Here is a 20,345-nt window from a genome sequence, read left to right on the forward strand (position 1 = left end):
CCGCAACGAGACGCTGCCACAATCACGCAAAGACAAATCCGTCGAAAAGCTTGCGGGCGGTGCGCAACACTGCAGCATTGGTCACGGCGCCGCTCCTGACCGTCGCGATCACGCTCATTTCTCCGGTCGGATGCTCGACCGAGATCAGTTTCTCGTCGCCATCAGGCACGACCGCCAGTTGCGCCGCCGGCCCTTCCGGCAGAAGGCAGGCTGTCGCAAGGCTGACGGCACCGAGCACGCCGATCGCATCATGGCAGCGATGCGGAATGAAGGTGCGCGTCGAGATCGCGCCCCCGGCCTTTGCCGGCGACACCATCGTCATCTTCGGCACCGATTTCTTCGCGACATCACCAAGATTCATCATCGGCCCCGCCCGTAGCCGGATCGCCTCCAGCTTCGATTTGAGGTCTCCATTGGCTTCGAGCACGCCAGGCGTTTCTGTCCCGTCGATACCGAGATCACTGGCCAGCATGACGACACAGGGCATGCCGTTGTCGATCAACGTGCATTCGATGCCCTCGATAACGTCAACGACACGGCCGGTGGGCAACAGGGCTCCGCAGCTCGAACCCGCCGTATCCGCAAAGGTGATCGGCACCGCCGCGGCCGTGCCTGGCACGCCATCGATGCGCGCATCCCCCGCATAGGTCACCCGCCGATCCGGCGTGGCAATCTTCGCGGTGGCGATCTGTCCGGTGTTTTCCATGAAGATACGCACTTCGGTCTGCCCGTCTTCGGCCTCGATCAGACCGCGCTCGATGGCAAAGGGTCCGACACCGGCAAGGATGTTGCCGCAGTTCTGCGCATCGGTGACGATGGGTTCATCGACAAAGACCTGCAGGAAGAGATAGTCGATATCGACGCCGGGCCGCTCTGATCGCTTGACGACCGCGATCTTTGAGGTCAGCGGATCCGCTCCGCCCATGCCGTCGATCTGCCGCGGATCGGGCGAGCCCATGACCCGCAGCAGAAATCCGTCACGATCCTCAGGCAGATCTTCCGCCAGGAAATAGCCGCCCTTGGAGGTTCCGCCGCGCATCCACATGCAGCCCACGCCTTCCCCAGCGCTGGGCCTAGACATATTTCAGCCCCTTCTCCGCCAGCCGTTCGCGCATCCTGTAGATATCGAGCCCGAGTTCGCCTGCGGCCAGCCGCCGGCGCTTCTCCTCTTCCGCCGCGAGCCGCTGTTCCGCCTTGTCGGCAATGTCGGCCGCCTCCTCCCGCCGCACCACGCAGACGCCGTCATCGTCGGCGACGATCACATCGCCCGGATTGACGAGCGCTCCGGCACAGACGACGGGTACATTGACCGAGCCCAGCGTCTCCTTGACGGTGCCCTGCGCAAAGATCGCCTTCGACCAGACCGGAAAATTCATCGCCTTGAGATCAGCGACGTCACGCACCCCGGCGTCGATGACAAGCCCACGGCAGCCTCGCGCCATGGCCGAGGTCGCCAGGAGATCGCCGAAATAGCCGTCTTCGCAGGGACTGGTCGGTGCAAGCAGCAGGAGATCGCCCGCTCTGATCTGCTCGATCGCAACATGCAGCATCCAGTTGTCGCCCGGTGGAGCAGAAATGGTCACCGCGCTCGCGGCAATCCTCGCGCCCGGATAGATCGGTCGCATGTAGCTTGCGAGCAGGCCCTTGCGGCCCTGCGCCTCGTGAACCGTCGCCACGCCGCAGGCAGCGAGGCGATCGATGACGGATTGTTCCGCCCGCTGAATGTTTTGAACGACGACACCCATCAGAGCTCGTCCACCGTTCGCGGAAAGACAGACTGGAAGCCTTCCGCGTGCGTCGCCTTGCGACCGCCCGACTGGCCGCCGGAATTGCGCATGAAATGGTTGCCGCGGTTTTCGGCGACATTCTTGTAATAGTGCCAGAGGTGCTCCTGCCCCTCCATGCACTGGATCGCCGCCCATTTCTTCTCCCAGACCGGCGAAATATCGAGGAAGACGTCGGGTTTCCATTCCATCTGCTCGGTCTGATGTGGCTCGAAGAGATAGAGCTGCGGGGCGCCGAGGACCTTCTCGCCGGGATTATGGCCCCAGGCCTGCGCGATCATGCGCGCCTCGAGCGCCACCTGCGTCGCGTACATATGGTCGGTATTGTAGGGATCCCACTTGGAATGGCTGAGCATGAATTCCGGCTGCACGGCACGGATCACATCGACCAGCTGGAACTTTGCCTCCTGATCGACGACCAGCGGATAGTCGCCGAGATCGAAGAACTGGATGTCGTGCACGCCAAGCGCCTTGGCGGCATTCTCGGCCTCGACACGCCGAGCCGCCTTCACCTTCTCCAGGGTCATCCCGGCATGCTTCCAGAGCTTGGCGCTCTCGCCACGTTCGCCATAGGACAGGCAGAGAACGGTAACCTCGTAGCCCTTCTCCTGATGCAGCGCGATAGCACCGCCGCATCGCCAGACGAAATCCGCCGAATGCGCGCTGATGACCAAGGCCGTCTTCGCCATGAACTAGTCCTTCCTCGCCACGGGGGGCGTGCCATGCGTGTGAAATGTCTCGATCGTCTTCAGGCCCCAGGCCTGGCCCTTCTTGCGCTCAGTCTCCGTCCAGGTGACGGTCGGCCAGTCGGGCCTCAGGATCAGCCGCGCCCCGGCATTGGCGAGCTCGACGCGATTGCCCGCCGGCTCCCAGACATAGAGGAAGAAGGTACCCTGGATTGCATGCTTGTGCGGCCCGGTTTCAATGTGGACGCCGTTTTCGAGGAAGATATCTGCCGCGCGCAGAATGTCCTCGCGCTGATCGACGGCGTAGGTAACGTGGTGAAACCGCCCCCTCGCCCCGGTATGGTCCTCGGAATAGGCGATATCATAGGTCTTGTTGTTGACAGTGAACCAGCAGCCGCCAAGCCGTCCATTGTCGAGCTGGATCTGCTCCGTCACACGGCTGCCGAGCGCCCTGGTCATGAAATCACGGATCGCCCTGACATCGCTTGCAAGCAGGTTCAGATGGTCCAGTCGGCGTGGGCTGGCGCCACGCCCATGATAGCGCTGGGCAATATTCTTCAGCGCCGGACGCTCCCCTTCAGGGGCCTCGTAGACATGCGTGTCGTAGTAGAGCTCGAAAACATGACCGTCCGGATCGGTGAAGCGATAGGCGCGGCCATGTCCGGCATCGCCCTCCACCCAGCCGATGCCGCAGCCCATCTCCTCGATCACTTTCACTCGCCGCTCCAGGGCTTCCGGAGACGAGGCGCGATAGCCGACATGACCGACACCCGTTGTGTGATGGCGCACGAGCTTCAGCGTATGGAATTCGTAATCGTCGAAAGCGCGCAGATAGGCGACGCCGTCTTCGATCAGGCTCGGCGTCAACCCGTAGACCCGCGTGAAGAAATCGAGGCTTTCGTCGAAGCGGTCGCTGTAGAGCTCAACATGCCCGAGATGAGCGACATCGAAGCAAGGCTCGGTCATGGGCCAAAACCCCAAGCGACGGCTTCGTCGGCTTTCAAAAATCTCATGACAATCCTCCTCGCAGGCGGATGCCTCCACGCTCACCTGTCGTTGAAGACACTAGGAAGGTTGGCAGCGGCGGGCAATTTCGTTCTGCTGACGGGTCATAAGCTGAGGTTACAGATCGATACGGAGCTAATCTGACAGGAGCGATTCCATTCCAGAGAATGCATACTTTCTGACTGAGGTCGTGACGAATTTATCGTGTTTTCATATCAAATCGACTCACAGTGATTGAAATAGAATTCATTATGTATACATTTTGAAAGGCGTGGAGGACGCCGAAAGGGAGCGATGGAATGGCTTTGTTGAATTTTACCGGCAAATCCAGGGAGCGTATTCCGGAGCCGGAATTCGCAGACATGATCGCGGGTTGGTCGATCGAGGTCATGCCACGCACGGCCGCCAAGGTTGACGATTTTCGCGAACTCCTGCCGGCCGGGACTCGCGTCTATATCGCTCACCTCGACGGCACCCCGATCGAGGATATGGTGGCGACAGCAAGACGGCTGAACCGACAGGGCTTTCCGGTCATGCCGCATCTGCCGGCGCGCAGCATTCCTGATGTCAGCACATTGGCGGACTGGCTGGAACGATATCGCGGCGAAGCCGATGTTCGCCAGGCTCTGCTGCTCGGTGGCGGCAGGGCCACGCCTGTCGGCGATTTTCACAGCTCCATGCAATTGGTCGAGACCGGGCTTTTCGACCATCACGGCTTCACTCATCTGCATTTTGCCGGTCATCCGGAAGGCAGCCGCGATGTCGATCCGAACGGATCAACTGCAATGGCCGATCGGGCACTGCGCTGGAAGCAGGATCTCGCCTCCCGAACCGCCGCCAGGCTTGCTATCACCACTCAATTCACCTTCGATCCTCAGCCTGTCATCGACTGGGCCGAACGCATCCAGGCAGCCGGCGTCACCATGCCCATCCATGTCGGCATTGCCGGTCCTGCCAGGCTGCAGACGCTGATCAAATACGCCATCTCCTGCGGCATCGGCCCCTCCATGAAGGTGCTGCAGAAGCGCGCCATGGACATGAGCAAGCTGCTGCTCCCCTATGAACCGACCGATCTTGTCGCCGCATTTGCCGATTACAAGGCAAGAAGGCCTGAAAGCCTTATCAGTCAACTGCACATCTTCCCACTCGGCGGCATCCAGGTGGCGGCTGACTGGATGAACAAACACCGTTCCGCCGAAACTCCTATCGCGCTACCCTGACGCGGCCCGGGCTGCGGGCTTTCAGGAAGAGCCATGTCGAAGCCGATCCATCCGAACCTCCGCCACATCAGGCTCTTCACTGCTTGCGCAGAGACCAGCTCGTTGACATCGGCCGCGAGCGCCCTTGGCATCACCCAGCCGGCGGCGTCTCAGGCCCTGCGGCGGTTGGAAGAGCTTCTGGACGCGACCCTGATCGAACGCGATACCATGGCACTGACGGTGGAAGGAAAGATCGTCCTGCCGCGGTTCCGCCGCCTCTGCGACCTCATCCGCCAGGCATGCATATCGACCGCGAAAGCGGCAAGCGACATCACCGAGGCGCGTCTGACATGGCCGCACCTGCACGCCATCACTTCCTTTGCCGAGCACGGCAGCTTCAGCGCCGCAGCTCGCACGATGGAACAATCGGAGCCGGCCGTGCAGCGCGCGGCGCGCGAGGCCGAAGCCGTTATCGGCATTTCCCTCTTCGAAAATTTCGGCCGCAACGTCCGCTTGACGGTTGCAGGTCTTTCAGCTGCTCGCTGGTTCAGCCTGGCGCTAGCTGAATTCGAAAGCCTGCGCGACGAACTCCAGGAGGCCCGCAATCACTATGCCGGCCGTATTTCGATCGGTACCCTGCCGCTGACCCGAACCTTCCTGGTGCCTGACCTAATCGCGCACCTTGCCAACCGCCATCCGCTCGCACGCTTCGAAATCGTGGAGGGCAGCTACGAGGTGCTGATAGACGATCTCGAGCGAGGTCGCGTCGATATCCTTGTCGGTGCGCTGCGCAAAAACCTCGTCTCGAAAACCCTGCATCAGGAACCGCTCTTCGATTTCGAACTCAGCATCGTCGGGCGCGCCGACCATCCCTTGACGCGGCATCGGGGGATCACCCCTGACGATCTCGCTGACTACCCTTGGGTCGTCGCCCGTCGCGATACGCCTTCGCGCGAAACCTTCAACGCAATGGCAGCAACCTTCCCGAAGGACAAACCCGCCCGCCAGAGCGTCGAGACCGGCTCGCTCAATGCCATCAGGGGCGTGCTCCTGAAATCCGATCACCTCGCCCTGCTCTCACGCCACCAGATCCGTTATGAGCTGGAGGCAGGCTTCCTCGCTACGATGGATCATCCGCTGCCCGGTTCCCGCCGTCCCGTCGGCGTCACGTTACGCCGCCATTGGCTGCCGACTGCTCTACAGGCGGAATTTCTTTCTCTGCTCAGAAAGCATTCGGCAGAACTCATCTAGCCCAGACGTCTTTCACGATTGCGCGAGCGGCCCCCATATTCTCGGAATATGCGGTAATGGTTCTCTGGCCGGACAGCCAGTAACGATGTTTCATGGAGTTCTTCGAATGCTTTTACGCTGCGCCATTCTCGATGATTACCAGCGCGTCGCCCTGTCCATGGCCAACTGGAGCAGCATCGAGGCGAAGGTCGAGATCGACTGTTTCAACGACGGTGTCGCAGACACAGACGCCCTCATTGCCCGGCTCGCGGACTACGAGATCATCGTCGCCATGCGGGAGCGCACCGTCTTCGATGCCGAACGCCTTGGCCGCCTGCCGAAGCTCAAACTGCTGATCACGACCGGCATGGCCAACGCCTCGATCGACATGGCCGCTGCCGCCCGTCTCGGCATCACCGTTGCCGGTACAGGCGGCTTCGTCGGTTCAGCCGCGGAACTCGCTTGGGCGCTGCTGATGGCGATGGTTCGCCATATCCCCTCGGAAGTCGTCAATTTCCGCGCAGCAAAGGACCCATGGCAACTGTCGTTCGGGCGCGACCTCAGGGGCCTGACGCTCGGCGTCGCCGGTCTTGGCAAGCTCGGCCGGCAGGTAGCTGCTTACGGCCGCGCTTTCGGCATGAACGTTATCGGCTGGTCGCGCTCCAACACGCCGGAGAAGAGTGCCGAACTCGGCATCGGCTATGCCGCTACCCTCGACGAATTGCTGCGCGCCGCCGATATCGCCTCGTTGCATCTGACCCTGAATGCGGAAACGACAGGCATCATCGGCAAGCGCGAGCTCAGCCTGATGAAGCCGGGCGCCATCCTCCTCAACACATCCCGAGGGCCGCTTGTCGACGAGCAATCACTGATAGCAGCACTTGAAAGCGGCCATCTCGGCGGCGCCGGCCTTGATGTTTTCGACGCGGAGCCGCTGCCCACAAATCACGCCTTTCGGCGGCTCGCCAATGTCGTGGCAACCCCGCATCTCGGCTATGTGACGGAAGAAACCTATCGCATTTTCTACGGGGACGCGGTGGAGGATATCGCAGGCTGGATCGACGGAAAGCCATTGCGTGTCCTCAATGCACAGCATTGAGGGGGCTCCCCGCTTTGCAGCGGGGAGTTTTCGTCAAACGGGCGCGCGGGGATCATGCCGCGCAAGCCGGCGCAGCAGATAGTCGACCTCGGACCGCGCGGTGGTGCTGAGCGCACTCCCGGGCTTGCGCTGCGCATCGGAGGTGATGACACCCCGACGCATCAGGACATGCTTGCGAACCGCAAGGCCGACGCCGAGTTGCTGCTCGTAGCGGATCAGCGGCAAGTGAGCGTCGAATAGATCGTGGGCCTCATCACGTTTGCCGGCGGCAAACAGATTGACGAGTTCCACCAGCATGTCGGGGAAGCCATAGCCGGTCATCGCACCATCCGCACCGCGTTCCGGTTCGAAATCGAGGAACATGCCGCCATTGCCGCAGAGGATCGAGAAGGGACGGAGATCGCCGGCCTTCTGCATGGCACGCAGTTTCGAGATTTTTTCCAGGCCCGGCCAGTCCTCATGTTTGAGCATGAGGCAGGACGGATGGTCGGATATGATCTTGGCAATGACGCCCGAGGACATGACGACCGTCAGCGTCAGCGGATAGTCTTGCAGCACCCACGGAACGTCCGTGCCGACGGCCTCGACGGCTTGCGCGAAATACTGGATGATCTGCTCGTCAGTGCGGAGCGCCGGGGTCGGCGCGATCATGACACCCGCAGCACCCATGTCCATCGCATCGCGGGCGAGCGAACGCATCGCCGCAAAACCGGGTGCGGAAACACCGACAATAACCGGCACCCTTGAACGGCCGACAACCTGACGGATGATTGCCCGCGATTCGGCGGGCTCCAGTTTCGGCGCTTCACCCATGATCCCGAGAATGGTCATGCCTGTAACGCCGCTGTCCTGATAAAAATCGGTCAGCCGGTCGATCGACGGCGTATCGAGACTCCCATCCGGCAGGAATGGCGTGGTTGCGATAGCGTAGACGCCCTTGGCGTCAGTCCCGAAGCTCATTGTGCATCCTTCCACGCCTGATAGCGTGCCTTCGTTTCAGTATTCATGGGATAGAGACCGGGCAGCGGTACGCCCCGGTCGATTTCGGTCATGATCCAGCCTTCCATACGCTCCTGCTCCGGCGCTTCGGCAAGCACCGCATCCAGCAGAGCTGCCGGGATAAGGACGGCGCCGTCCTTGTCTGTAACGACGATATCGCCGGGGAAAACCGCAACACCGCCGCAAGCGATCGGCTGCTGCCAGCCGACGAAGGTCAGCCCGGCGACGGAAGGCGGTGCCGCCATGCCGTCGCACCAGACCGGCAATCCGCTCGCAAGTACGCCTTCGAGATCGCGCACGACGCCATCGGTCACCAGGGCCGCGACCTTGCGCTTCATCATCCGGGCGCAAAGGATATCGCCGAAAATGCCGGCATCCTGCACGCCCATGGCATCGACCACGGCAATGCATCCCTCGGGCATGTCTTCGATTGCCGCTCTTGTAGAAATCGGTGAAGCCCAGCTTTCAGGCGTCGCCAGATCCTCACGCGCCGGTACGAAACGCAGCGTGAAGGCCGGACCGACGACCCGCTCCTGACCGGGCCGTAGCGGCTTGGTGCCGCGCATCCAGACGTTTCTGAGCCCCTTTTTCAGAAGCACGGTTGTCAGCGTCGCCGTGGAGATGCCCTTCAGAGTTTCTATGGCAGCCGGATCGAGAGACATTGTCAGCACCTCATATGCTCTGGATGAGGCCGCCGTCGATGCGGATGACGGAGCCGGTAATGTAGGATGCGCGCGGGCTCGCCAGAAAAGCAACCGTGTCGCCATATTCCTCTGGCCGCCCATAGCGTCCGACAGGGATAGCGGCCGTGCTTTCCGCCGTAACCTCTTCCACCGGCCGGTTCTCCCGCTTGGCCTTCTGTTCATCGAGGAAGGTGATACGGCCGGTCGCGATACGTCCCGGCAGCACGATATTGGCGGTGAGGCCGTCACGTCCGATTTCGCGTGCAAGCGTCTTCGACCATCCGACCAGCGCCAGGCGCAAGCTGTTGGAAATACCGAGATTGGGAATCGGCGCCACGACGCCGGACGAGGTGGAGGTAATGACGCGGCCCCAGCCGCGCTCTTTCATGCCGGGCAGCACGGCATCCGTCACGGCAATCACCGAGCGCACCATCATATCGAAATATTTCGACCAGGTTTCTGCCGATTGACCGGAAGCCGGTGTCGGTGGCGGCCCACCCGTATTGTTGACGAGGATATCGACGCTTCCTAACGTATCGGCGATCACAGCCAGCCTCGCCTCGATGACGGAGAGATCGGCAATATCCCAGCCGATCGCCAGCGCCTTTCCTCCCGAAGAAACAATGCCTTCCGCCGTCTTCGTTGCGGCACCTTCGTCAATATCGGCGACGGCAACGCGAACCCCCTCTGAAGCCAACGAGCGGGCAATCGCCCCACCCAGTCCGCCACCCGCGCCGAACACCAAAGCGGTCTTTCCGTTCAATTGCATATCCAAGGCAAATACTCCCGTTTGGCCCGCATTATGGCGATCGGAAAAAGAAGAAAAATCTCGCTTTTTCTGGTTTCAGAAGATAGAAAATCTATCCTTATGGAGACGCGGTTTCTCGATACGTTTCTACTGGTTGCCGAGCTTGGGTCACTGGCCGAGGCCTCCCGCCGCCTCGGCATTACGCCTGCCGCGGTGGCCCAACGCATGCAGGCACTGGAAGACGATGTCGGCGTGCCGCTGCTGACCCGCGTCGGCCGCCGTGTCCGCCCGACCGATACCGGTCACGCCATTATCGAAAAGAGCCGCAGGATCCTTGCCGAGGTGCGAGATCTGCGCAGCCTCGCCAATGCCGACCTGCACTCCGGCGAGCTTCGCCTCGGCGCCATCACCACCGCGCTGACCGGACTGCTGCCATCAGCCCTGCACGACGTCTTCGCCAGCATGCCGCTTGTCGAGGTCTTCCTGTTGCCAGGCCCGTCGACCGATCTCTACCAGCGGCTGATAGATCGGGATATCGACGCGGCAATCATTGTAAAACCACCTTTTTCGATACCGAAAACATTGGAATGGGAGCTACTGCGGGCCGAACGTCTGGTTCTCGTGGCCCCCGCCGATTGCCAGGGCAAGAACCCGCACGAACTCTTGAAGACCCGCCCCTTCATCCGCTACGACCGGAACAACTGGGGCGGCCGCCTTGCCGACGAATATCTTCAAAGACAGGGTTTGAAGCCGGCTGAACGTCTGGAACTCGATTCCCTCGAAGCAATCTCAGTCATGGTCGCCAACGGGCTCGGCGTCTCGCTGGTGCCGGACTGGGCAAGGCCCTGGCCGGAAGGCCTCAACCTCGCCGTCCTCGAACTGCCCGTACCCTTTCCACCGCGAGAGGTCGGAATGCTCTGGCCGCGCAGTTCCCCGTCGCGTCGGCTGACGGGCATCGTACTCGACGCGCTCAAACGCTCGCAGACCGCCATCAGGCCCTAATCGTTTTTGGCCGAAATCAGGTTCTTGCGCTGATAGACATGGATATAGTCGACCAGCAGATAGGATGGGTTCGGCGTTTCATCGATCGGCCAGCCCGATCCGAGCGCAAGATTGACCAGCGGGTAGAACGGCATATGGAATTCCGGCGGCGTATCGAAGCTCCACAACGGTTGACGATCCAGATAGAAAGTCGATTTCTGCGGACCGATATCGACGCCAAACGTATGGTAGTCGCTGCCGAGCGAGCCTTCAGGCACATTTGTCAGATGACCGTCCGTCGTGTGCTGGTTGCTTGGTCGCCAGACATGATAACCCATGCTGAACTCGCCGGGCGCGCGACCATAATATTCGATCACGTCGATTTCAGAGGTAAATTTGGACCGGTCGAGGCCGATCAGCCAGAAAGCCGGCCAGACGCCCTTGCCGGGCGGTAGCTTCATGCGTGCTTCAAAATAACCGAACGTCTGCGAAAAGCCCTCACCCTTCGGATTGGTCGACGCAAGCAGGCCGGAGCGCCACTTGCCATCCGCATCCTTCCGGGCCTCGATGCGCAGGATGCCGTCATTGACCGTAAAAGGGAAACCGTCCATCGGGTCGGTAAACTGTGCATCGCCGAAATCACCATTCCATGGGGTGTGGGCAATCCAGCGCGATCCCTTCTCGCCCCAGGCCGAAACGTCAAGCGTGTTGAAGTCTTCGGCGAAGGTTAGCTGGAAATCGTCGAGATTGAGCGGCTCTTCCGCTTCGCTGGGCCGGGGGCCTGGCGGACCGAAAAGGCCGATGATGATCAGAAGTGCAAATCTTCCGGCAAATTTCGAGTGACGCATTGTTCTCCCTCCCGGAGATTTCGAGCCCGTTGCGGGGTTTTGCGAGCCGATCATGAAACGACGACTCCGTTTCGCCAGGGTACGATCTTTCTGACGATAATAGCTTCGAGCCCGTCTGGCCTTCCGACGGCCTGCCACAGGAGCAGCGAGAAAACCCAGAAGAGCGCCAGTGCGCCAATGCTGCAGAAACCGACGACGACGACGAGTTCCAAGCCGAGCGGCATGGCTACGAGAACTGGCTGGACCAAAAGCAGAAAGCCGACCATCGGTACGCAGGCGACAAGCGGACGGACGAACGCGAAAAGCTGCGCGCCGATCGAGACGCCGATCAGCCGCTGCATGATGACAAGGCAGACGAGATAAGCGACGACGGCGGCGATGACGCGTGCCGCCAGGGCGCCTTCAAGCCCGAACATCACGACACCGACCACCGTAACCGGCGCTCTCACTGCGAATTCGGCAAACATCCGCAGCGCCACATAGCGGGTCTTGTCGAGAACCATGACGAGCGAAGGCATGATAGTGGTCGGCAGGCCAATCAGGCTGACGATGCAAAGCCACTGCAGGATCGGCGCTGCAACGATCCATTTCTCGCCAACGACGATTCGCACAATCGGCTCGGCCAGAAGAATAATCACGAGCAGGATGGGCGCCGCCACGACCATGATCGCATTTGTGGCCTTCAAATAGGCGGTGATCTGCTGACCCCGGTCGGCGACATTGGAAAAGGCAGCCATCAGCGGACGCATCAGCGGGCCGACGAACGTCTGATAGGGGATGCCGGCGAGATTGTCGGCGACGCTGAAGGCACCATAGGTGGAAAGGCTGGTAAAGCGCGGCAGCATCAGCCTGTCCATCTGCCAGTTGAGCGAGTTGAGAACCTGAGAAACCGTATTCCAGCCAACCATGTCCTGGAAATGCTTCCATTCCGAAAGACTGACCCTCGGTCGCATCGGCGCAAAAATATAGGAGACGATGGTAGACGTCGTCGGCCCGGCAACGGCGCCAATCGCCAGCCCCCAGTAACTGTCGGTCGCAAGCACGACACCGACGCTGAAGATCAGCGTCGCCCCCTTGGCAAGGAGGTCGAGGGCGAATTCACGCCGGAAGTCGAAGCGCTGCATGAAGAGCACCATGCGCGGGCTGATCACGCTGCGCATCGCCGGCGCTATCGAAATCACGGCGACCAGCGGAAAAAGCCGCGGATCATTGTAGAAGAGAGCCATCGGCCAGGCGACGACGATCATCAACAGGCTGATCGCCGTTCCTCTCATGAGGCTCAACGTAAAGGCTGTTGCAAACATCCGCTCGGATGGCGAGGGAATGCGTACCAGCGCCTGGGTGAGCGGAAGATCGAGAATCGCCTCGACGATGACGAGCACCGACGTAGCGATCGCGACGATCCCGAAATCCGCCGGGCTCAGAAGTCTCGCAAGCACAAGCAGGCTCACGAAGTCGAGCAGTCGTGCCAGGAATTTTCCGCTTATTGTCCATATGCTTGCTGTCGCCGTTCTATGCGATACGCTTGACACGATTTATTCCTTGGCCATCTACAACGAACCTCTTCTGGGAGCGCCGCAGTACCGCCGCTCCGGGGTTTTGCCGGCCCTTTGGCCAGTTGTGCGTGTCAGCTTACTTTCTTCCTGACGGGACTTGCGGCCTGATAGCCATGCCTGACGAGTTGCTCGTCGATGAGCGAGCCGAGGCGGTCGCGGAAAACCGCTGCGGAGAATTTCAGGGCGTGGTCATGGATCGCCGCCGGATCGAGCGCATCCTCGACCGCTTCGAACGCTGCTATCGTTTCCATCAGCGCTTCCACGCTTTGCTCGGCAAAGCGGAAACCGACATGCGGCGCGCAGACGGTCTCGCGTGCGCCGCCGGCGTCAAAGGCCAGAACCGGCCGGCCGGACGCCATTGCCTCCACCGGCAGAATGCCGAAGTCTTCGATGCCGGGGAAAAGCAGTGCACGGCAGCGCGACAGATGATCACGCAGAGCCGAGAATGGCTGATGACCGAGAAACTGCACCGTCGGTCCAGCGATCGATCTCAGATACGCTTCCTGCTCGCCCTCCCCGATCACGATTAGGTTGCGGCCCATTTCGGTGCAGGCCTTCACGGCAATATCCGGCCGTTTGTAGGCAGTGAGCTGGCCCGCATAGAGATAGAACTCGCCCTTGCCCAGCCCGATGACGAAATCGTCGGTCGCAACCGGCGGATAGATGACGACGGCATCGCGGTCGTAGAAGCGGCGGATACGGCCCGCGACATAGCTGGAATTCGCAACGAACGTATCGACGCGCGCGGCGGTCGTCACATCCCAGGCACGCAGCACCGGAGCCGTGAGCGACATCATTGCCTTGCCAATCCAGGAAACGCCGCGCCGGTACAGGTGAAACTGATCCCAGATATAGCGCATCGGCGAATGGCAGTAGCAGATGTGAAGCGCATCCGCCCGCGTGATGATACCCTTGGCGGGACCGGATTCGCTTGAAATGACAAGATCATAGTCCTGAAGGTCGAAGTGCTCGAGCGCAAACGGCATGAGCGGCAGCATCTTCGTGTAATGACGCGTCGAACGCGGAATCTTCTGCAGGAAGGACGTATGGATGTTGCGGCTGTTCAGGAAATCACTGGTGCGTTCGGGATTGTACACCAGCGTGAATATGTCGGCCTGCGGGAACATGCGGCACAGTTCTTCGACCACCTTCTCTCCGCCGCGCATCGATACCAGCCAATAGTGGACGATCGCGACGCGAAGCGGTTTCGCATCGGCCCTGCCGCCGGCTTCGACGGGCCGACTTCTTGCCACGACGGGCGCATCGCCACGGAATGCCATTGTTTCGGGGAGAGAGCTTGCTGCTTTGACAGTCACCTGAACGCTCCTTGTACAATTGCCTCGCCCTTCGGCTCGGGCACTACATGTGTCGGAATCAGACTGCGGTATTGTGCGAGAAGGGCATCGCGCCATTCTTCGTGCGTTGTTGCCAGATTGGGCGACAGCCGGAAGGCGCGCTCGCTCATGAGGCGAACATCCTCCTTCGGCATGTGCCGGAAGGCCGCAAGCGTTGCGGCAAAGGCCTCCTCGTCCATCGTATTGCAGGAGATCGCCATTCCGGCCCTCTCCATCTCCTCGGCAAGGAAGGCGCCCTTGGTCATGATGACGGGAAGGCCGCTGCGTGCCGCCTCGATTGCCACGAGGCCGAACGGCTCCGGATAGCGGGACGGCATCACGAGCGCACTTGCCGTGCGGATGATACGACCGATCTCGGCATGCGACTGCCAGCCCATGGCCCGGACATGATCGCCGGCCGCCACGACATCAGGCATCAGTGGCCCATCGCCGATCACACAAAGCCTTGCTCCGGCTCTGCGCGCAGCGGCAAGCGCGTCTTCGATACCCTTTTCCTCATCCAGCCGGCCAATGAAGACGAACTCATCATTGTCCTCGGCTGCGACACGCTCTGCCGTCAGCGGCGCGATCGGATTGCGGATGGTGATGAGCCGTTCCGGCTGGTAGCCGGAGCCCTCAAGGAACTCGGCCATCTTTTCATGGAGCAGGATGATTCGGCCGAAGGCGGGACGGCTTCTCAGGGCACGGAAGAGATTGGCACCGCGGGCCGTCCGCCACAGTTTCTGCGCATAGCTGCGCTTGTCGCAGGATGTGGCAATACAACTCGCTCCAAGCGGACGCCGCTGGCAGATCTCTTGCGCCTGATAATCAAAAAACGCCCCGTTCGGGCAACCGGTGAAAAAGTCATGTGCGTGAACGACGCATCGGCCGGCAACGGGCGCAAGCGCGTCGAAGACGGCCGGCGACAGGATCTGATGCCAGCCGTGGACATGATAGGCCGTCCTCGGCGTATCATTGGCACGCACCCAGGCGGAAATCATGCTGGCGGCGGCAGGATTGTGAATGCCGGTCGCGAAGGCCTTCACTCGGTTGGCGCTCAAGAGGTCTCGACTATTGAGCTTGACGATGGAGACGTCGAGAGACTCGAGCTCTTCACTGGCGCCGTCATCACCGCAGATGTAGGTGACGGCAAGGCCCAGTCCGCGGAAGAGCTTCGCTGAGAGTACCGCAAGTGCAGTCGCCCCACCCCTCGCCGTCGAATAGTCGTCGATGACGACCACGCGGTCGAGCGCCGGGCCGGCGGCGATGCCGTCTCTCCATATTTTCGCGTAGCGTCCGGAAGCCGGCCACCGCAAGGTCGAAACGGCAGGCCCATTCTCATCAGGACGCAGTTGGCCGATGTCGTTCATAGAAGCTCTCCGACGACAGACACAATGGATGCTTTTGACGGCTAGGCCCCTAGGCCGTCCATGAGGGGTGAAGTGGTCGCGATCCGGCTGCGGACGGCAGCTGGATCGTGACGAAGTGCATCATTTGGCCAACGCTGCACCGTCGGCATAGGCTTCCAGCGCCTTGCGGTTGAGGATACGGATCCTGCCCTGGGCTCCGTCGATCACCTTGCATTCACGCAGGCGCCGCAAGCACTGGTTGACTTTTTCACGAGAAGCCGGAAGCGTCGCCGCCAGATCGTTCTGCGAAATTATCAGCACGTCCCGGTTGGCTGGCGTGTCCTTTCCGTAGACCGAAGATAACCGCAGCAACATCGCCGCCAGCCGCGACTGCAGGCTGGATCCGGCGTTCGAAATGATGCGGCGCTCAAGCTCGGAAACACGCGCAAGCGTTCTCGAGAAAACCTTCTCCTGAAACTGCGGATCGGTGGCGTACCTTTCGCGCAGCAACCGACCTTCGAAGAAGTATAGCTCGCAATCCGAACTGGCTCTATACTCCAAATTCAGCATTTGCTTGCGTAATACTTCGAGTTCGCCGATCAGACCTCCCCTCGGAATGATCTCGACGATGAACTCCCTGCCATCCGGCAGCATCGTACTGGCACTGACCAGCCCGCGCTGCACGCGAGCGAACATGTCCACAAAGACTCCAGCGCCAGCAATAAGTTCGCCGCGACGGAAGTTGCGTACAGTCGCGCGGCAGAACGGGAAGTCGTCGTCACTTGAGATGCGATTGTTCAGAGATGTATCCGGAACAACGCTAATAGCCGCTTTGCCCATAGCGACTCTATAGTCTCTCGTTTGTGTAGCTCCGTCCATGCGCATAACTCCCCAACAAAACAGATTGGTCGTAGCTGATGCTGCACTGCATCATTTATATTGTCCTAACTTGAGAGTCAAATAACAATCGAAGATGACAAGAGCATCTCAAATAATAGTGACAATACCACCAGTTATGTAGATTATATTTTTTCTAGTATCCGTCGAATTCAGGGGGAGTACTACGTCAACCTGCCCATTTTTGGGGCTATTGGGATTAAAATTGCCCAAAAATAGCTACAACGCCCGGCTTCATCTATTCAAGCCGTGCGCGCAAGACGTCATATAAGTTAAATTTTCGAATAAATTAGGGTGTAGAAATCCCCTGCCGCCGAATTCGTAGAGAACTCTGTAGCATTACAGTATTAGCATAAATAATTTGCTAATCATTATGACCGCGGTCACAGACAAGCACATTGCGCTGCACCAAACTTCACGAGGTTCTAAACTTTTGGAGTCGGTCGATGACTTGGGAAGCACAGAGTATTGAAGTTCGTGAATCCTGGCCGAACGTTGACCAGTCCGGGCCGAATAACAATCCTCGCAGAGTATCGCGGCCTCATGTGGTCGGCAAAGCATCCAAGCGGGCAGTTGATATCGTATTGGCAGCCGCTGCTCTGGTTTTGCTGTCGCCTCTGATGCTCATCGCGGCACTCATCGTAAAGTTGAGTGACCAGGGGCCAGTCTTCTATTCGCATACGCGTATCGGATATGGGGGCGCCGCCTTTGGCTGTCTCAAGTTCCGCACCATGAAGACCGACGCCGCCGAAAGGCTCGCCGAGCTGCTGCGCGCCAACCCGTCAGCGCGGGCCGAGTGGGAAACGACACGGAAGCTGAAGAACGATCCGCGCATCACCGCTGTCGGCGAAATCCTGAGGAAGTCCAGCATTGATGAGCTTCCGCAGCTCATCAATATCTTGCGAGGCGAAATGAGTATCGTGGGCCCGCGGCCGGTGACGGCAGAAGAACTCGCCCGCTACGGCGAGCATGTCACGAGCTATATGGCCGCTAGACCTGGCCTGACGGGACAATGGCAGACCAGCGGCCGCAACGATGTGAGCTATGAACACCGTGTCGCGCTCGATGTCCAATATGTCCGTCATTGGTCGCTCGCGCGCGATTTCATCATCATCGCAAAGACCGTTCCCGCCCTGTTCTCACAGCGCGGCTGCTACTGATCCAGCCCGGACGCCGTGTGGCCCGACAGGGTCATGCGCACCAGCTGGATACCAATGAAGAAGATACTCTTGCCCTTTGGATCAGGACACTATGAACTCAAATCACGTCTTCAGTAGCGTCGCCCCGATATCCTTGCCGGCCACCGCCAGCAGTAGTTCGTCGTTGACACTGCGGGACATGTCCTTTTTCGTCAGGATGCGTTGGCCGTGGATTGTATTTACCACCGTGGTCTTCCTTGCCCTCGCCGCCGCCTATCTCTTCATCGCCAAACCGACCTATGTGGCCAGTACCCAGCTGATGGTCTTCCCGCAGGTGAACGGTTCGGACGCCCAAAGAGCCTTCGCCGAAGACGCCTTCATCGATGCACAGCTTGAAATAGCAAAGTCGAGCGATGTCCTTGGCGGGGCCGCCAGCGCGCTGAACCTTGCCAACGATCCGGCCTTCTCCAATCAGACCCTTTCCCTGCAGGATAAGGTCAAGGACTGGCTGACCGGCAATCTCGACGCCGCTCAGCCCCGGACTGCACAGGGAGATGCGACCTCGGGCAATGCCCAGCCTGCCAGTGCAAACCAGGAAGAGGCGGGAATCGACCGGGCGATCGCTCGTCTGCGCAACATAGTTGCGATGCGCCGCATCGGTCAGTCGACAATCCTCGAAATATCCGCATCCGCATCCAGCCCGCAAAAAGCGGTCGAGATCGCCGATGCGGTTGCCCAGCAATATATCCGCAAGAATGTGCAGATGAAGGCCGCTGCAGCCCAGCAATACAGCGAATGGCTAGAGCAGTTCGTCAACGAGCAGCAGCGTGGGCTCGCCGATGCCGCGAGCGCGCTCGCAACCTTCAAGGCCAATCCGCGCGACCAGTTCAAGCTCGCTGAATTGCAGAGCGCGACCGACGCCCGGCGCACCCTCTTCGAGAACACCCTGACGCAGTATACCGAGGCCAAGCAGCGGATCTCCTATCCGGTTTCCGACGCGACCATCGTTTCGCGGGCGACCTCGCCACTCTCCAAGGCGCAGCCGAACAATTCGCTGATCCTTGCTTTCGCCCTGGTGGTTGGCGCCGGTTCCGGCCTCGGCCTCGCCATGATCCGCCATGTCAGCGACCGGCGCATCATGCGCACCCAGCAGCTCTCGCATGCGACGGGCCTGTCTTTCGTTACGCCTCTCGGACGCGCAAAGAGGACGAGCCGCGCGGCGGCGCTATCTACGTCCAACGACAGCGGCACCGTCGCCTATCCGATGATCCCAGGAATGGCCGAGCTTGGGGCGACTGTCACCGGCTTCCGCCGCAGACGGCGCGTGGTAATCGGTATCGTGGCCGTCAATCCGGGCGGCGGCGCATCCACCATTGCCTGCGAGCTCGCCGTGCTCTCGGCAATATCCGGTTCGCGCACCCTGCTGATCGATGCCGCGGCGACAAAGTCTTCTCTGAGCAAGTCCATTGCGCCGAACAGTTCGGCTGGCCTGATTGACGTGCTCGACAACGTCGAGGCGATCCGCACCGCCACCCTGTCGCTGACGCCGACATTGAAATTCCTGCCTCTCGGCAAGGTCCGTGCCGTGACGCCCGCCGTCCGTCTGAGCTCGCGTCGCACCCAGCTCAACTTCAACGATCTGAAAAAGGAATTCGACGCCATTTTTGTCGATATCTCCGCCTTCACCTCGTCGCCGGACGCAAACGCGCTCGCTCCGGAGTTGGACGGTGTTCTCGTTGTAACCTCTTACGGCCGCACGTCGATTGACGAGACGGTTCGCGTCATCGACAGCATGCGCAATGTCGGTGCCGAAATCCTCGGTGCGATCGTCAACAACACACCATCGAGTGTTCAGATATGATGGCTCCGACCCCACAAGCAGCAAAGCTGAAGGTCGCCGTCGGCATTGCCTCGGCCGGCCGGCCTGCGACGCTTTTGGAGACGGTAACCTATATTGAGGGTCTTCAGCCTCACCCGGAGCGCATCATCGTCTGCGTCCCCAACCTGGATGACGCTGCCGGACTTGCCAATCGAAAGGGCGTGGAATTGATGGCCGGCCCCCGTGGCCTGACCTGCCAGCGCAACCGGATCATCGAAGCCGCCGGTGCGGACATGGATGTGCTGATCTTCCTCGACGACGACTTCATTCCGGCTCCTGGCTACATCCCACGCATGGCGGCGGTCTTCGCCGACAACCCGGATGTGGTCATTGCGACCGGCGACGTCCTGGCTGACGGGATTCTCGGCAAGGGGCTGACCCAGTCCGAAGCCATGCATGTCATCAAGACCGCAAGCGAAAGAGACGAGCAGGTGACGGAAGTCTATAACGCCTACGGATGCAACATGGCGGTTCGGCTGGCGCCAATTCTAAGTCACGGGCTCGCTTTCGATGAAGAATTGCCGCTCTATGGCTGGCTGGAGGATGTCGACTTCAGCCGATCTATAGCGCGCTACGGACGGTCGGTGCGTATTTCGGGCGCTTGCGGCGTACATCTCGGCGTCAAGTCCGGACGCCAGCCCGGCAAGAGGCTCGGCTATTCGCAAGTCGCAAATCCCGTGCATCTGCTGCGTAAGGGCACGATGTCCCTGACCCGTGCTCTGGCGCAGATCGGCCGCAATATCCTGGCCAACGCCCGCGGCACCCTTCTCAATGATCGCGCAGTTGACCGTCGTGGCCGACTGAACGGCAATTTCCTGGCTTTGTCCGACCTTCTGATGGGACGCGCATCACCCATGCGCATCCTCGAACTCAGCCAGTCCTCAAATCGCGAGATGTCTTCGCCATCCATCGCGGCAAAACGGAGGTAA

General features: G+C 60.4%; 19 protein-coding genes. 7 read left to right on the plus strand and 12 right to left on the minus strand.

All coding sequences use genetic code 11. The annotated features are described in order from the left end of the window. Positions 1-22 precede the first annotated feature (22 nt). From FHT93_RS10700 to FHT93_RS10715, 4 genes are read right to left on the minus strand one after another with little or no spacing between them, the layout of a single operon-like run. On the minus strand, positions 23-1,081 hold the full coding sequence (locus FHT93_RS10700; protein WP_210299206.1) for a 4-oxalomesaconate tautomerase: 1,059 nt from the start codon (positions 1,079-1,081) through the stop codon (positions 23-25). After that, entirely contained in the window at positions 1,074-1,745 is a 672-nt protein-coding gene (locus FHT93_RS10705) for a 4-carboxy-4-hydroxy-2-oxoadipate aldolase/oxaloacetate decarboxylase (RefSeq protein ID WP_210299207.1), read from the minus strand. Before FHT93_RS10705 ends, FHT93_RS10700 begins: the two co-directional genes overlap by 8 nt. Continuing rightward, positions 1,745-2,473 (minus strand): PIG-L deacetylase family protein, encoded by a 729-nt coding sequence (locus FHT93_RS10710; protein WP_183847419.1) that lies wholly within the window; start codon positions 2,471-2,473, stop codon positions 1,745-1,747. Before FHT93_RS10710 ends, FHT93_RS10705 begins: the two co-directional genes overlap by 1 nt. A 3-nt stretch (positions 2,474-2,476) precedes the next feature. Continuing rightward, the gene (locus FHT93_RS10715) at positions 2,477-3,436 is read right to left on the minus strand and encodes a VOC family protein (protein ID WP_112543900.1); all 960 of its coding nucleotides are present in this window, start codon (positions 3,434-3,436) and stop codon (positions 2,477-2,479) included. 338 nt (positions 3,437-3,774) lie between these two features. Between FHT93_RS10715 and FHT93_RS10720 the strand changes: the two genes are divergently transcribed. The 3 genes from FHT93_RS10720 to FHT93_RS10730 all read left to right on the plus strand — a co-directional run bounded on the left by FHT93_RS10720 (position 3,775) and on the right by FHT93_RS10730 (position 7,003). Then, positions 3,775-4,695 carry a methylenetetrahydrofolate reductase gene (locus FHT93_RS10720; RefSeq protein WP_183847421.1) on the plus strand — a complete coding sequence of 307 codons (921 nt, stop codon included), beginning with the start codon at positions 3,775-3,777 and terminating at the stop codon, positions 4,693-4,695. A 33-nt stretch (positions 4,696-4,728) separates the two neighbouring features. After that, a complete protein-coding gene (locus FHT93_RS10725; protein WP_183847423.1) occupies positions 4,729-5,925 on the plus strand; it encodes a LysR family transcriptional regulator in 1,197 nt (398 codons plus the stop codon). Between the two features lie 106 nt (positions 5,926-6,031). Then, on the plus strand, positions 6,032-7,003 hold the full coding sequence (locus tag FHT93_RS10730; protein ID WP_183847425.1) for a D-2-hydroxyacid dehydrogenase family protein: 972 nt from the start codon (positions 6,032-6,034) through the stop codon (positions 7,001-7,003). A gap of 33 nt (positions 7,004-7,036) precedes the next feature. Here FHT93_RS10730 and FHT93_RS10735 read toward each other — a convergent pair whose 3' ends face one another. Genes FHT93_RS10735 through FHT93_RS10745 form a run of 3 tightly spaced genes read right to left on the minus strand, consistent with a single transcriptional unit; the run spans position 7,037 to position 9,454 of the window. Beyond that, a complete protein-coding gene (locus FHT93_RS10735; RefSeq protein ID WP_183847427.1) occupies positions 7,037-7,963 on the minus strand; it encodes a dihydrodipicolinate synthase family protein in 927 nt (308 codons plus the stop codon). Beyond that, on the minus strand, positions 7,960-8,664 hold the full coding sequence (locus tag FHT93_RS10740) for a ribonuclease activity regulator RraA (RefSeq protein ID WP_183847429.1): 705 nt from the start codon (positions 8,662-8,664) through the stop codon (positions 7,960-7,962). Before FHT93_RS10740 ends, FHT93_RS10735 begins: the two co-directional genes overlap by 4 nt. Positions 8,665-8,674: 10 nt before the next feature. Continuing rightward, positions 8,675-9,454, minus strand: a complete 780-nt coding sequence (locus FHT93_RS10745; RefSeq protein ID WP_183847604.1) for an SDR family oxidoreductase — start codon at positions 9,452-9,454, stop codon at positions 8,675-8,677. Between the two features lie 99 nt (positions 9,455-9,553). Between FHT93_RS10745 and FHT93_RS10750 the strand changes: the two genes are divergently transcribed. Continuing rightward, positions 9,554-10,435 (plus strand): LysR family transcriptional regulator, encoded by an 882-nt coding sequence (locus FHT93_RS10750; RefSeq protein ID WP_183847431.1) that lies wholly within the window; start codon positions 9,554-9,556, stop codon positions 10,433-10,435. On the opposite strand, the gene FHT93_RS10755 is transcribed toward FHT93_RS10750, so the two are convergent. From FHT93_RS10755 to FHT93_RS10775, 5 genes are all read right to left on the minus strand, one after another. Beyond that, positions 10,432-11,262, minus strand: coding sequence for a glycoside hydrolase family 16 protein (locus FHT93_RS10755; RefSeq protein ID WP_183847433.1), 831 nt, complete (start codon positions 11,260-11,262; stop codon positions 10,432-10,434). The two genes, FHT93_RS10750 and FHT93_RS10755, sit on opposite strands and share 4 nt — an antisense overlap. A gap of 50 nt (positions 11,263-11,312) precedes the next feature. After that, positions 11,313-12,794, minus strand: a complete 1,482-nt coding sequence (locus FHT93_RS10760) for a lipopolysaccharide biosynthesis protein (protein ID WP_183847435.1) — start codon at positions 12,792-12,794, stop codon at positions 11,313-11,315. Between the two features lie 95 nt (positions 12,795-12,889). After that, entirely contained in the window at positions 12,890-14,134 is a 1,245-nt protein-coding gene (locus FHT93_RS10765; protein WP_113014862.1) for a glycosyltransferase, read from the minus strand. Further along, positions 14,131-15,522 carry a glycosyltransferase gene (locus FHT93_RS10770; protein WP_183847437.1) on the minus strand — a complete coding sequence of 464 codons (1,392 nt, stop codon included), beginning with the start codon at positions 15,520-15,522 and terminating at the stop codon, positions 14,131-14,133. The genes FHT93_RS10765 and FHT93_RS10770 overlap by 4 nt, the downstream gene beginning before the upstream one ends. A gap of 120 nt (positions 15,523-15,642) precedes the next feature. Then, complete coding sequence (locus FHT93_RS10775) at positions 15,643-16,386, minus strand: Crp/Fnr family transcriptional regulator (protein ID WP_183847439.1); 744 nt, start codon at positions 16,384-16,386, stop codon at positions 15,643-15,645. Between the two features lie 458 nt (positions 16,387-16,844). On the opposite strand from FHT93_RS10775, the gene FHT93_RS10780 reads away from it, so the two are divergent. The 3 genes from FHT93_RS10780 (at position 16,845) to FHT93_RS10790 (ending at position 20,345) form a co-directional block, all read left to right on the plus strand. Beyond that, entirely contained in the window at positions 16,845-17,558 is a 714-nt protein-coding gene (locus tag FHT93_RS10780; RefSeq protein WP_029868884.1) for a sugar transferase, read from the plus strand. A 91-nt stretch (positions 17,559-17,649) separates the two neighbouring features. Beyond that, positions 17,650-19,398, plus strand: a complete 1,749-nt coding sequence (locus FHT93_RS10785) for a polysaccharide biosynthesis tyrosine autokinase (RefSeq protein WP_029868885.1) — start codon at positions 17,650-17,652, stop codon at positions 19,396-19,398. Then, entirely contained in the window at positions 19,395-20,345 is a 951-nt protein-coding gene (locus FHT93_RS10790) for a glycosyltransferase (protein ID WP_113146627.1), read from the plus strand. The genes FHT93_RS10785 and FHT93_RS10790 overlap by 4 nt, the downstream gene beginning before the upstream one ends.

The sequence above is a fragment of the Rhizobium sp. BK379 genome, from assembly GCF_014193955.1.
Taxonomy (GTDB): Bacteria; Pseudomonadota; Alphaproteobacteria; order Rhizobiales; family Rhizobiaceae; genus Rhizobium.